The sequence below is a fragment of the Rhizorhabdus wittichii genome, from assembly GCF_017607425.1.
Lineage (GTDB): Bacteria > Pseudomonadota > Alphaproteobacteria > Sphingomonadales > Sphingomonadaceae > Rhizorhabdus > Rhizorhabdus wittichii.
This window is the reverse complement of the sequence record NZ_CP059319.1, coordinates 513209-526382: the sequence shown is the minus strand read 5'-3', so window position 1 is coordinate 526382 and position 13174 is coordinate 513209. Positions and strand designations below refer to the sequence as shown.

General features: G+C 69.1%; 12 protein-coding genes. 8 read left to right on the top strand and 4 right to left on the bottom strand.

Annotation, left to right across the window (positions count from 1 at the left end; genetic code table 11):
- Window positions 1-11: 11 nt before the first annotated feature.
- Window positions 12-713, bottom strand: coding sequence for a helix-turn-helix transcriptional regulator (locus HRJ34_RS02580; protein WP_011950997.1), 702 nt, complete (start codon window positions 711-713; stop codon window positions 12-14).
- A gap of 105 nt (window positions 714-818) precedes the next feature.
- Between HRJ34_RS02580 and HRJ34_RS02575 the strand changes: the two genes are divergently transcribed.
- The 5 genes from HRJ34_RS02575 (at window position 819) to HRJ34_RS02555 (ending at window position 6781) form a co-directional block, all read left to right on the top strand.
- Complete coding sequence (locus HRJ34_RS02575) at window positions 819-1430, top strand: glutathione S-transferase family protein (protein ID WP_011950996.1); 612 nt, start codon at window positions 819-821, stop codon at window positions 1428-1430.
- A 117-nt stretch (window positions 1431-1547) separates the two neighbouring features.
- Window positions 1548-2132: a 2OG-Fe(II) oxygenase gene (locus HRJ34_RS02570; protein WP_016744652.1), complete on the top strand. Its 585-nt coding sequence runs from the start codon at window positions 1548-1550 to the stop codon at window positions 2130-2132.
- 85 nt (window positions 2133-2217) lie between these two features.
- Window positions 2218-3645, top strand: a complete 1428-nt coding sequence (locus HRJ34_RS02565; RefSeq protein ID WP_016744653.1) for an oligosaccharide flippase family protein — start codon at window positions 2218-2220, stop codon at window positions 3643-3645.
- Between the two features lie 97 nt (window positions 3646-3742).
- On the top strand, window positions 3743-5320 hold the full coding sequence (locus tag HRJ34_RS02560) for a phospholipase D-like domain-containing protein (protein WP_011950993.1): 1578 nt from the start codon (window positions 3743-3745) through the stop codon (window positions 5318-5320).
- Between the two features lie 54 nt (window positions 5321-5374).
- On the top strand, window positions 5375-6781 hold the full coding sequence (locus HRJ34_RS02555; RefSeq protein ID WP_208633244.1) for a M20/M25/M40 family metallo-hydrolase: 1407 nt from the start codon (window positions 5375-5377) through the stop codon (window positions 6779-6781).
- 175 nt (window positions 6782-6956) lie between these two features.
- Here the strand turns inward: HRJ34_RS02555 and HRJ34_RS02550 are convergent, their stop codons facing one another.
- Both HRJ34_RS02550 and HRJ34_RS02545 read right to left on the bottom strand, forming a co-directional pair.
- Complete coding sequence (locus HRJ34_RS02550) at window positions 6957-8303, bottom strand: DEAD/DEAH box helicase (protein ID WP_011950991.1); 1347 nt, start codon at window positions 8301-8303, stop codon at window positions 6957-6959.
- Between the two features lie 96 nt (window positions 8304-8399).
- Window positions 8400-8744: a hypothetical protein gene (locus HRJ34_RS02545; protein WP_226949014.1), complete on the bottom strand. Its 345-nt coding sequence runs from the start codon at window positions 8742-8744 to the stop codon at window positions 8400-8402.
- 300 nt (window positions 8745-9044) lie between these two features.
- Here HRJ34_RS02545 and HRJ34_RS02540 point away from each other — a divergent pair, with 300 nt between their 5' ends.
- Both HRJ34_RS02540 and HRJ34_RS02535 read left to right on the top strand, forming a co-directional pair.
- Window positions 9045-10502, top strand: coding sequence for an FAD-binding oxidoreductase (locus tag HRJ34_RS02540; protein WP_226949013.1), 1458 nt, complete (start codon window positions 9045-9047; stop codon window positions 10500-10502).
- Window positions 10503-10567: 65 nt separating this feature from the next.
- Window positions 10568-11344 (top strand): SapC family protein, encoded by a 777-nt coding sequence (locus HRJ34_RS02535; RefSeq protein ID WP_011950988.1) that lies wholly within the window; start codon window positions 10568-10570, stop codon window positions 11342-11344.
- A 419-nt stretch (window positions 11345-11763) separates the two neighbouring features.
- Here the strand turns inward: HRJ34_RS02535 and HRJ34_RS02530 are convergent, their stop codons facing one another.
- A complete protein-coding gene (locus HRJ34_RS02530) occupies window positions 11764-12624 on the bottom strand; it encodes an N-formylglutamate amidohydrolase (protein WP_208633242.1) in 861 nt (286 codons plus the stop codon).
- A 160-nt stretch (window positions 12625-12784) separates the two neighbouring features.
- Between HRJ34_RS02530 and cpdR the strand changes: the two genes are divergently transcribed.
- A complete protein-coding gene (gene cpdR, locus HRJ34_RS02525; protein ID WP_011950986.1) occupies window positions 12785-13159 on the top strand; it encodes a cell cycle two-component system response regulator CpdR in 375 nt (124 codons plus the stop codon).
- Window positions 13160-13174 lie beyond the last annotated feature (15 nt).

The following is a 13174-nucleotide window of genomic DNA, read 5'->3' as shown; positions in this document are numbered from 1 at the left end:
CGGCCGCCGCCTCACCCCGAGAAGGAGGGTCCGTGCTTCTCCGCCATATGGCGCTTCCAGCGCTGGCGCAGCTCGCCGGGCCGGGCGCCATGACATTCGTCGAGGAACTCGGCCGAAACCACGCGGTCTGTACGGAAATGGCGGAAATCCTGGCGCAGCTCGCACCAGGCGGCGAGCATCCGGGCGCTGTCGAAGAAGCCGATGACGACCGGCCAGATCACCCGGCTGGTCGCCCGCCCCTGCTCGTCGCGATAGTCGATCCTGATCTTGCGGCCGGCATGGATCGATGACCGGGTGCGGGCGATGTCGATGCCGTCGCGCGGCGCGCGGGCCGGCCGCGCCGCCGTCGCGGGCAGCATCGCATAGGAGCGCAGCCGTTCGGGGACGACCGAGCTGATCTTGGCGATCAGGTCGCGCGCCGCCCCGGCCAGCACCGGATCGCCCCGCCCGGCCACCCATTGCGCGCCGAGCATCGCCGCCTCGATCTCGTCGGGCGTCAGCATCAGCGGCGGCATATCGAACGCGTCGTCGAGGATATAGCCGAAGCCCGCCTCTCCACGGATCGGCACCCGCTGCCCGATCAGGTCGGCGATGTCGCGATAGACGGTGCGCGGCGACACCTCCAGTTCGCCGGCGATGTCGGCGGCGGTGATCGCGCGGTTCGAGCGCCGCATGATCTGGATGATCTGGAACAGCCTGTCGGCGCGGCGCATGCCCGTCTCCCTACTGACAACATGCTGTCAGCAGGGGTGGTCTAAACCGGAATCGTCGCGCCGGGCAAGCCGTCCGGCGGCGGCAAAAAGGAAGGAACATCCGCCATGATCACGCTCTACCACGCGCCCCAGTCCCGTTCGTCCCGGATGCTCTGGCTGCTGGAGGAGATCGGCGCGCCCTACGAGATCAAGCCCGTGTCGATCTTTCGCCCGATGACCGGCGAGGGCGAAGGCGATCCGGGCAATCCGCACCCCGACCAGCGCGTCCCCGCCATCGCCCATGGCGGCAATCTCGCCGCCGAATCGGTGGCGATCGTCCTCTACCTGACCGAGGCCTTTCCCGAGGCCGGGCTCGGGCCGCTTCCCGGCGATCCGCAGCGCGGCGCCTATCTGACCTGGCTCGCCTGGTATGCGGCGGAGATGGAGCCGGCGATGGTCGCCGCGATGACCGGCGAGCTCGACCGCGCGCCGATGCGCCAGCGCTATCATGCGCAGGTCGTCCGGCGGATCGAACGGGCGCTGGCGCAGGGCCCCTATATGATGGGCGATCGCTTCACCGGCGCCGACCTGCTGATCGCGAGCGCGCTCGCCTTCGGACGCCAGGCCTTCCCCGAAAGCCCGACCATCGACGCCTATATGACCCGCTGCCGCGAACGCCCCGCCGCGATCCGGGGGCTCGCCCTCGACGACGCGTCGGGATTGCAGCAGGCCGCCTGAGCCTCGCAAGGGCGTCGCCGGGCCCCTGCCGTGTCCCCGGCGACGCTCGAACGGCTTGTGCTCGCCCGGGCTTCGGCCCTAATCCCGGTGCGGACGGCAGCATCGGGGGCGGCGGGCGTGCAGAAGGTCGAGACCGGATCGGCGATGATCCACCGCTTCGACGGCGCGCTGAACCCGGCGATCTGCGCGCGGCTCTGCGCATTGTCGCACAGCCGCACCGAGAAGCCCGAGGGCGCGGCCGACCCCGCCAAGCTCCCCTGGCAGGACAGCGACACCTTCGCCTTCGACCATTGGGAGGAAGGCGAGCTGCGCCACCTGATCGGCGGCTATCGGCTGATGGTCGGCCAGCTCATCTGCCTGGCGGTCCGCGAGATCGTCTTTCCACACTTCACCGATCTCGTCCGCTGGCGGCCGGGCAAGAGCATGGACGAGCATAAGGACGACGGCTATCCCGGCGACGACGAGCTTATGAGCTGTCGTCACTATTCGGCCGTAACCTATTGCAATGACGACTATTCGGGTGGCGAGACCTTCATCCGCAACGAACATGGCGGCTATTATGTCAGCGCGCCCCGGACCGGCACCCTGGTCTTCTATCCCAGCGACGAGCGCGCCACCCATGGGGTGAAGCCGGTGGTCGGCGGCGACCGCGTGACGCTCAGCACCTGGTTCACCCGCGACGTCCGCCACTATCGTCCCTGATCGGATCGCGCGCCATCTTCACGAAGCCGATCATGGGCTGTAGCGTCGTCGGCGCACCTCTGGGGAAGGACGACGGCTTTTGAGCATGAGCGGCAGCGCGATGGCGCGGATCGTCGGCATCCAGACCGTGATCCAGTTCGTCATCGACTTTTCCGCCAGCCTGATCGTCGCCCGCCTGCTGTCGCCGCACGAGCTGGGCGCCTTCTCGATCGCGCTGGCGGCGGTGATGATCGCGCAGACGCTGCGCAGCGCGGGGATCAACATGTTCCTCGTCTCCGCGCCCGAGCTCGACCAGACCCGCATCCGCACCGCGCTCGGCCTGGCGATGATCGCCAGCTTCGGCTTCGCGCTGCTGATCTTCGCCGCCGCGCCGCTGATCGCCGCCTTCTACCGCGCGGCGGTGATCGCCGACGTGCTGCGGATCGTCGCCTTCACCTATCTGCTCGCGCCCTTCCAGGTGCTCGCCCATGGCCTGCTCAACCGCGCGCTGCGGTTCAAGGCGATCATGGCCGCCACCCTGGCCGGGGCCGCCACCAGCGGGGGAACCGCCGTCGCCCTCGCCTTCCTCGGCTGGGGGACGCTGTCGATGGCCTATGCGACGCTGGCCGGCGGGATCGTCAGCCTGGGCGTGATGCTCGCCAGCCGCCCGGCCGGCTTCGTCTTCCGCCCCGCCCTCGTCCATTGGCGGTCGATCTCCTCCTTCACCGGCTGGGTGCTCGGCAGCACGCTGCTCAACCAGATCGGCCCGCGCCTCAACGAACTGTTCGTCGGCCGCTCGCTCGGCATCGCCCCCGCCGCCTTCCTCGACCGGGCGGAGATGCTGCCGCGGATGCTGTGGAACTATGCCGCGCCGCCGGTGCTCAGCATCCTCGCCCCGCTGGTCGCGCACGAGATGCGCCGCGGCGTCGACGCGCGGACCACCCTGCTGCTCCGCATGCGGCTGTTCGGCTGCATCTTCTCCCCGATCATGATCGGCATCGCCACCCAGTCGGCGCCGATCCTGATCGGCCTCTATGGCTGGCAGTGGCAGGCCTCGATCGCGCCCGCGCCCTGGGTGTGCGTGGCGGCGGCGATCACCGGGCAGTTCGTCGTGCTCGGCGCCTCGCTCTCGGGCCTCGGCCATGCCCGCCCGCTGTTCCTGCTCAGCATCTGCGAACAGGGCGCGCGCGTCGTCATGCTCGCGATGCTGAGCCGGACCGACATCGTGCTGGTCGCGATCGGCACGGTCGGCGTCTCGCTGGTCTATGCGGCGGCGGCGATCCGGCTCGGCGCGCGGCTGAAGCTGTTCACCGTGCGCGATGTGCTGGCGAGCCTGATGCCGTCGATCGCGATCTGCGCGGTGGTGGCGGCGGCCGGCATCGCCATCGACATGGCGCGCGGCGGCGGCATTCCGGCGCACCCGATCCCGGCGGTGATCGAGGCGGCCGCGATCCTGGCGGTGGTGTGGATCGCCGCGCTGTTCGTCTTCCAGCGGTCGGTGATCACCGCGCTGTGGAAGCTGGTGCGGCATTGATCCCGCCTCCCGCCACGGCCTCCAATGGCACGAAACGGGCGACGGCGCGTTGGATGTTACGGGGCCAGAATCAGGCCATAAGGTCGCTATCGGGCGGATGATGTCGAGCGGGATGTTCGCGAAGGGCGAGAATTGCTGGCGGATCGAGCGGGCCTCGCGGGCCGCGGTGATCGTCGACGCCGCCGACTATTTCCGCACCGCGCGCGACGCGATGCTCCGCGCGCGCGAGCAGATATTGCTGGTCGGCTGGGACGTCGATCCGCGCATCCTGCTCGATCCCGACCTCCCCGCCGGCGGGGACGGCGAGGAGCCGCCCAATTGCCTGGCGCAGTTCATCCCCTGGCTCGTCCGGCGCCGGCCCGATCTGCGGATCAACCTGCTGATCTGGAACATGGGCTTCCTGAAGATGCTGACGCGCGGGCTGTCGATCTTCACCATCATCCGCTGGCGGATGACCCGCAACGTCTCGATCCGCTTCGACAGCAGCCACCCGATCGGCGCGACCCATCACCAGAAGATCCTCGTGATCGACGATTCGGTGGCGCTGTGCGGCGGCATCGACATGACCGAGGACCGCTGGGACACGCCGCTGCACCTCGACGGCGATCCGCGCCGCCACCGGCCGAACGGCAAGCCCTATATGCCGTGGCACGACACCGCCGGGATGATCGAGGGGCCCGCCGCCGCCGCGCTGGGCGACCTCGCCCGCGACCGCTGGAAACATGCCACCGGCCACGACCTGCCCGTGCCGGCCCCTCATGGCGGGATTTGGCCCGAGCAGGTCGAGCCGCTGTTCCACGACCGGCCGGTCGCCATCGCCCGCACCCATCCGAAGAGCGAGGGCGCCGCCGAGGTCCGCGAGATCGAGCAGCTCTATGTCGACATGATCGCGGCGGCGAAGCGCTTCATCTATGCCGATAACCAGTATTTCGCGTCGCGCCGTGTCGCCGAGGCGATCGCCCGGCGGCTGACCGAGCGCCATCCGCCCGAGATCGTCATCGTCAACCCGATCAGCGCCGACGGCTGGCTGCAGGAAGCGGCGATGGGCAGCGCGCGGGCCGAGCTGTTCTTCGCGCTGGCGGAGATCGACCGCGACGACCATTTCCAGATCTACACCCCCGTCACCGCCGGCCGGAAGCCGATCTACGTCCATTCGAAGCTGCTGATCGTCGATGACCGCATCCTCAGGGTCGGGTCGTCGAACATGAACAACCGGTCGATGGGGCTCGACAGCGAATGCGACATCGCCCTCGAAAGCGAGGCGCCCGACGCCCCCGATCCAGCGATCCGGCGGCTGCGGGAATTGCTGATGGCCGAGCATCTGGGCGCCACGCCCGATGCGGTGCGCGACGCCTTCGACCGCACCGGATCGCTGATCGCGACGGTCGAATGCCTGATCGGCCCGGCCAAGTCGCTCCTCCCCTTCGAGCCGCATGAATGGAGCGACGCGACGCTGGCGATCGGCGCGAGCAGCCTGCTCGACCCGGAATCGGTCGACGAGCGGTTCGAGCCGCTGTCGAACCGCGGCCTGTTCCGCGGCTTCCTGCGGCGCGGCACCCGGCAGCTGTTCGATACGATCCGCGAGAAGCGCCGCGCCCGGCGCGAACGCAACCGCGGCCGCTGGCGGCGCAAGTTCCGCAAGCTGTGGAACGCCGCCCGCCAGCTCGACGATTGACGGCCGCCCGTCGCCCCGCCAATCTCCGGCTTTCATCCTTGTAAGGACGCATCGATGCGCCATGCCCGAAAGCTGCTGATCGCCCTGTTCGCGGGCGCCGCCCTCCCCCTCGCCGGCCTGCCCGCCCATGCCGCCGCGCCGACCCCGGTCGATCCTGCGCAGCACGGCCAGATGCTCGACATCTGGAAGAAGATGATCGCGATCCCGACCGTCCATGGCCGGGGCCAGACCCGGGCGATGGCCGACTATATCGCCGGCCTGCTGAAACAGGGCGGCTTCGCGGCCGAAGACATCGTGATCGAGGGCGACGGCGACGACATCTCGCTCGCCGCCCGCTATCGCGGCACCGGCAAGGGCAAGCCGATCCTGCTGTCGGGCCATATGGACGTGGTCGAGGCGCGGCCGTCCGACTGGACCCGCGATCCCTTCGTCCCGGTCGAGGAGAACGGCTTCGTCTACGGGCGCGGCGCGCTCGACATGAAGTTCGGCGACGCGGTGCTGGTCTCCACCCTGCTCAAGCTCAAGGCCGAGGGGTTCAAGCCGTCGCGCGACATCCTGCTGCTGCTGTCGGGCGACGAGGAGACCGCGATGGCGACCACCGCGCGGCTGGCCGAACGCTATGGCGGCGATGCCGAGCTGCTGCTCAACGCCGACGGCGGCGGCGGCATGCTCGACGACCAGGGCAAGCCGGTCGCCTTCTACGTCCAGGGCGGCGAGAAGACCTATGCCGACATCGAGATCAGCGTGACCGACCCCGGCGGCCATTCGAGCCGGCCGGGCGCCACCAACGCGATCGCCACCCTCGCCCAGGCGATCGACCGCATCGCCGCCTACAAATTCCCCGCGCAGGTCAATGAGATCACCCGCGCCTATTTCAAGGCGACCGGCAAGCAGGTCGGCGGCACGATCGGCGCGGCGATGCTGCGCTTCGCCGACGATCCCAACGACGCGGCGGCGGTCGCGACGCTGCGCGCCGAGCCCGAATATGTCGGCATCACCGGCACGACCTGCGTGCCCACCATGCTATCGGGCGGCCATGCGCTCAACGCGCTGCCGCAGAAGGCGACGGTGTCGGTCAACTGCCGCATCTTCCCCGGCGTCCCGATCGACAGCGTCCGCGACACGCTGGCCAAGGTGATCGACAATCCCAAGGCGACGGTCACGATCATCGATCATCCGCTGGGCAGCGACGCCTCGCCGCTCCGCCCCGACCTGATGAAGGCGGTGCGCAAGGGGATCGATCAGAGCTTCCCCGGCCTGCCGATCGTGCCGCAGATGGCGGCGGGCGCCACCGACAGCCTCTATTTCCGCGCGAAGGGCGTGCCGAGCTACGGCGTGCTCGGCATGTTCCTCAACCCCGCCGACGACTTCTCGCACGGCCTGAACGAGCGCGCGCCGGTGGCGAGCATCGATCCGGCGCTGCGGCTGATGCGGACGCTGATCGTCGACCTGTCGAAATAGAGCGATTTCCAGGCAGATGGAAACATCTTCCGACTCGAAAATCGCGGTAAAACAATAAGCTAGAGCGGCTCCCTGCGTCATTCCCGCGAAAGCGGGAATCCATGGACGGCGGCTCGCAAGAGACTGGATGTCCCGTGACCGTGGATTCCCGCTTTCGCGGGAATGACGGAGACTGTCAGCCCAGGCTGACGCTCAGGAAGCCCGGCACCGGGCCGTTCCAGCCGTCGTCGGGCTCGTCGTCGATGGGGTCGCGACGGCGGTCGTCGCGGCGCGGGCGACGGTCGCGCTCCTCGCGCTTCGCCTCGCGCGGCGCGGGCACTTCGGCCTTCTTCTCGCGGCGTCCGCCCCGCTCGCGCTTCTCGCGCCGCGGCTCGGCCGTTTCCGGGGCCGCCTCCTCGATCGCGCCGGCCGGCTTGCCGCGCCGGGCGATCTTGTTGCCGGTCAGCTTCTCGATCGCCTCGATCGCTTCGGCGTCCTCGGGCGTCACCAGCGTGATCGCGGTGCCGGTCGCGCCGCCGCGGCCGGTGCGGCCGACGCGGTGGACATAGTCGTCGGGGTGCCAGGGCACGTCGAAGTTGATGACGTGGCTGACGCCCTTGATGTCGAGCCCGCGCGCCGCGACGTCGGAGGCGACGAGGATGTTGATCTCCCCGCCCTTGAAGCGGTCGAGCTCGCGCAGCCGCTCGGGCTGCTCCATGTCGCCGTGGATCTGCCCGGCCCTGAAGCCGTAACGGCCGAGGCTCTGGGCGAGGTCGCGCACCGTGGTCTTGCGGTTCGAGAAGATGATCGCGGTCGACACATCCCCGCCGTTGAGCAGGCCGCGCAGCGTCTCGCGCTTCGCCCGGCTCGACGTCTCGACCAGCGACTGGTCGATGGCGAGGTTGGTGCTCGCCGGCCGCGACACCTCGATCTGCTTGGGGTTCGACAGGAACTTGTCGGCCAGCTTCTTGATCGGCGCGGGCATCGTCGCCGAGAAGAGCAGTGTCTGCCGCTGCGCGGGCAGCTTGGTGCAGATCTCCTCGATGTCGGGGATGAAGCCCATGTCGAGCATCCGGTCCGCCTCGTCGATGACGAGCAGGCTGCATCCGGTCAGCAGGATCTTGCCGCGGCCGAACAGGTCCATCAGGCGGCCCGGGGTCGCGATCAGCACGTCGACGCCCTTCTCGAGCGCGGCGACCTGATCGCCCATGTTCACACCGCCAATCAGGAGAGCCATGGTAAGTTTATGATATTTACCATATTTCTCAAAATTCTCGGCCACCTGCGCGGCGAGTTCGCGGGTCGGCTCGAGGATCAGCGAGCGCGGCATGCGCGCGCGGCTGCGGCCATGCGCGAGGATGTCGATCATCGGCAGCACGAAGCTGGCGGTCTTGCCCGTCCCCGTCTGGGCGATGCCGATCAGGTCCTTCATCATCAGGACGGGAGGGATCGCCTGCGCCTGGATCGGGGTCGGCTCGCTATAGCCGGCCTCCGAGACCGCACGGAGGAGTTCGTCAGAAAGGCCGAGATCGGCAAAGGACATGAAGCTATCCGGAAAAGACGGCAATGAGCGCCGCACAGAGCGCGCGATTGAGCGTCCGGCCGTGTTTTGTCAAGGAAATTAGGGGTCCGACGGGGCTCAATCGTCGAGAACGAGCTTGCGGAATCGCTCGATCTCGCACTGGCCGCCGGAGCGGGTGCGGATCACGTCGCGATCGGCGCAGATCCTGCCGTCCTCGGTCGGCAGGATGTAGAAGCCCGAATAATAGTCGAGCGCCGGACAGCGCGAGGAGAATTGCGCCCGCAGCCGCTGCCCGCCCTTGAGCGCGAGGTCGATCGCGTCGTCGGCGACCACGGCGGCGCCCGCGATCGTGCTCATCGCGACGCATTTGGGGCCCTTCTTCTCCTTCCAGCGCAGCGGCTTGGCCGGAACGCGGCGCGGCACCCGCACGATCAGCGACTGCTCGACGGTGACCTGGGCCACGCGGATCGGGGCCACGCGGATCGGGCGCGGATCGGCCGCCGCGGGGATGGCGAGCCCGAGCCCCGTTCCGAGGGCGACAAGAACCGTGGGCAGTCTTCCGGCACACAGCAATCGCGGCAAGCGGCCAGGCATCACGGTCGAGAATCCACCCTTTGTCGAGATTTCGCGCTTATACGCGATCCTTACCCGGTTCGATCCTCGACGCAATCGCTTGAACCCCGGATGAACTGACAGGCCATGGAACCGGCCGGCCGCCGGACGGGCTGGCAAATCGCGCGACGCCTGCATTATGCTGCGCGCATGTCCCGTCCCCATGCCCCCGATCCGTTGCTGCTCGACCGTCTCGGCGCCCTGCTGGGGCCGCAGGGCTTCGTCACCGATCCCGATCTGGTGACCCCCTGGCTCACCGACTGGCGCGACCGCTATCGCGGCGAGACCCCCGCCCTGCTCGCGCCCTCCTCGACCGCGCAGGTGGTCGAGGTCGTCCGCCTCGCCGCCGAGGCGCGGGTCGCGCTGGTGCCGCAGGGCGGCAATACCGGCACCGTCGGCGGGGCGACTCCGCCGGCCGACGGGTCGGCGCTGCTGCTGTCGCTGCGGCGGATGAACCGCATCCGCGCGATCTCGGCCGAGGACAATGCCGTGATCGCCGAGGCCGGCGTGATCCTGTCCGACCTGCACGATGCCGCCGCCGCGATCGGCCGGCGCTTCCCGCTGTCGCTCGCCGCCAAGGGATCGGCGACGATCGGCGGGTTGGTCTCGACCAATGCCGGCGGCACCCAGGTGCTGCGCTTCGGGCCGATGCGCGCGCTGGTGCTGGGGATCGAGGCGGTGCTGCCCGACGGATCGCTGTTCGACGGCCTCGCCACGCTGCGCAAGGACAATCGCGGCTATGACCTGCGCCAGTTGCTGACCGGCGCCGAGGGGACGCTCGGCGTCGTCACCGCCGCGGCGCTGCGGCTGGTGCCGGCCGTCGCCGCGCGCGCGGTCGCCTGGGTCGGGGTGCCCGATCCGCGAGCGGCGCTGGCGCTGCTCCGCCGGCTCGAGGAACGGACCGGCGAGGCGGTCGAGAGCTTCGAGCTGGTGCCCGACAACGCGCTCGCGCTGGTCCTTCGCAACATCGGCGGCACGCGCGCGCCGCTGTCCGAACCCTGCCCGTGGAACGTGCTGGTCGAGGCGGTGGGGACGGCCGGCGGGCCCGATCCGCGCGACGCGCTCGAACAGACGCTCGCCGCCGCGATCGAGGACGGGCTGGTCGTCGACGCGACGCTCGCGGCGAACGAGGCGCAGGCCGAGGCGCTGTGGGCGCTGCGCGAATCGATCTCGGAGGCCGAGAAGATCGACGGCCCCTCGCTCAAGCACGACATATCGGTGCCGGTGTCGGAGATGCCCGCCTTCCTCGAGCGCGAGCGCGAGCAGATCGAGGCGCGCTATCCGGGGTCGCGGATCATCGCCTTCGGCCATCTCGGCGACGGCAACATCCACTTCAACCTGCTGCCGCCCGAGGACGCCCCGCGCCGCCCCTGGATCGCCGAGCATGGCGCGGCGGCGAGCGCGCTCGTCCACGACCGGGTCGCCGCGGTCGGCGGGTCGCTGTCGGCCGAGCACGGCATCGGCCAGGCCAAGCTCGACGAGTTCGCGCGGCTGACCGATCCGGTCCGCCTCAACGCCCTCCGCGCGATCAAGCGGGCGATCGATCCGCTGGGCATCATGAACCCCGGAAAGCTTGTTCCGCTTGCTTCCGGCGGCGAGGACCAATAGACGGCGGCGGCATCCTTCGGGCCCGTCGTCCGAACGCGAAACCGATAGTCCTCAGGAGATTTTCGATGGCGAGCGCCCCGGCCAACGCCCTGCCCCTCTTCTATAACGATCTGCAGCCCCTTTCGAGCCAGCTCCACGCCACCTGGAAGGCGAAGACGATGGAGAGCGCCGAGTTCTTCGGCAAGGCGCATGCGGTGCCGCTGACCGTCGAGGAGTTCATCCCCGCGCAGCGCCATTATCCGATCGTCTTCTCGGTCGGCCCCGATCCGGTGCCGCTGGCGCTGTTCGGCCTGAACGAGGGCGTCAACGTCTTCACCGACGAGCAGGGCCAGCCGACCCGCGACCTCTATGTCCCGGCCTATGTCCGCCGCTATCCGTTCATGCTGGCGCGGCTGCGGCCCGACAGCGAGGACCTGTCGCTGTGCTTCGACAGCACCGCCGGCCTGCTGGGCGAGTTCGAAGAGGGTTCCCCGCTGTTCGAGGGCGAGGAGCCGTCGGAGGCGATCAGGAACACCCTCGCCTTCTGCGAGCAGTTCGAGCAGGCGGGGATGCGCACCGGCATGTTCATGCAGGAGCTGATCCAGAACAAGCTGCTGATCGACGGCGAAGTGACGATCGAGCCCGACGGCGGCGGCCAGCCCTTCGTCTATCGCGGCTTCCAGATCATATCGGAGGACAAGCTCAAGGAGCTGCGCGGCGATGTGCTGCGCAAGATGGTCCAGAGCGGCCTGCTGCCGCTGATCTATGCCCACCTCTTCTCGCTGTCGCTGATTCGCGACGTCTTCTCGCTGCAGATGCAGCAGGGCAAGGCCCCCGCGCCTGCCCCGGCGGTCCCGGCCTGAACCGTCCATCGCCCGGCGGGCGCGACGCGCGTCCGCCGTGGCGAGGCCGGCCCGTCCGCCGGTTCCGGGCTCCCCATGCGAGCCCCTTTCCGAAAGTGCTTTCGGAACCCAACCCAAGACAAAGATAAGGAATTTTCCCGAGGAGGACGAACTGTCCTTGAATCCGCGGGGGAAGCGCCCTATCTTGTTGATGTGCGGTGGTCGTGCCCCCCTTTCGCGGCCCCGTACGGCGCATCCCTCGGGATGCGCTCCTCCCTGAACCTTGGCCACCTCGTGCGTAAGCACGAGGTGGTTCTTTTTTGTGCGGGAGATCGGAAGCCCCGTTTTGCGGGCTTTTCCTGGAGCGATTTCCAGGCGGATGAGAACATCCGCCGACTCGGAAATCGCGGTAAAACAACCAGCGCTGACGGTCTCTTGCGCTATTCGGCCGCGATCGGCAGGTCGGGGCTGAGCAGCGTCCCCAGTTCGGCGACGATCGCCGCGAGCAGCCGTCCACAGTCGTCGATCCGCGCGGTCGGCATGTCGAGCGCCGCGTCGAGATAGAGCGACCGGTCATATTCGATCTGGATCGCGTGGACCTGCCGCCGCGGCCGACCGTGGCGGTCGATCGTATAGCCGCCGGCATAGGGATGGTTGCGCGCCGCGCGCAGCCCCACCCCGTCGATCACCGCCAGGACGAGGTCGACCACCGCCCCCGCCGCGCCCGCGCCGAAACGGTCGCCGATCACGATCCGTACCGGCCCGCCCGCCTGCCGCACCGGCAGCGGCGGCATCGAATGGCAATCGATCAGCACCGCCGCGCCGAACAGCGCGCGGGTCGCCTCGATCCGTTCGGCGATCGCGCGATGATAGGGCTCGTGGACCTCGGCGATCCACCGCGCCGCATCCTCCGCCGGCATCCGCGCCCGCCACAGCTCGCCGCAGGACGGCAGGCGGCGCGGGAACAGGCCGAGCCCGGCGCGGACCTTGCCGGTCGCCAGCAGCCCGTCGGTGTCGAGCTTCCCCTCGATCATCGCCGGATCGATCTCGCGCGGATCGCGGTTGAGGTCGATCGCGGCGCGCGCGACATGCGCGACGATCGCGGTCGCGCCGGCGTCGACCGCCTGGGCGACGAGCCGCTCGGCGTGACGGTCCTCCAGCGCGCGCAGCCGCTCCATCGGCACCCGCGCCCGCGCCACCACCTCGGCGGGATAGGCACGCCCGGCATGCGGCACCGCCAGCAGCACCGGCGAGCGCGGCGTCGCGGGACCGAGGATCGAGAAGGCGGGTTCGAAGACCATCGCCGCCAGTGCTAGGGACGTGCGGCGCGGCGTGCAACCGGCGCCTTTCCGCCACCATTCCCCGAAGGTCGAATTTCGCGTGGCTGGAATTTGTTAAGCGATGCGCGCATAAGGAGGAGCGCAGGTCCGGCATGTGACCGGCTGCGGGGTTCGATCGGTTATGATCCGTATATTGCTGGCCGAAGATGACGATTCGATGCGCGAATATCTGGCGCGCGCGCTCGAACGATCCGGTTATGCCGTCACCAGCGTCGATCGCGGCACCGCCGCGCTGCCGCTGATCGAGGCGAATGGCTTCGACCTGCTGCTGACCGACATCGTCATGCCGGAGATGGACGGGATCGAACTGGCGCAACGCGCCAACGTCATCGCCCCCAACATGCGCGTCATGTTCATCACCGGCTTCGCGGCGGTCACGCTGAAGTCGGGCGCGACGCCGCCCGACGCCAAGATATTGTCCAAGCCCTTCCACCTGCGCGACCTGGTCCTCGAGGTCGATCGCATGTTCCAGGTGGGCAGCGCTTCGGGCCTTTGAAGAAAAAGCTGTGAC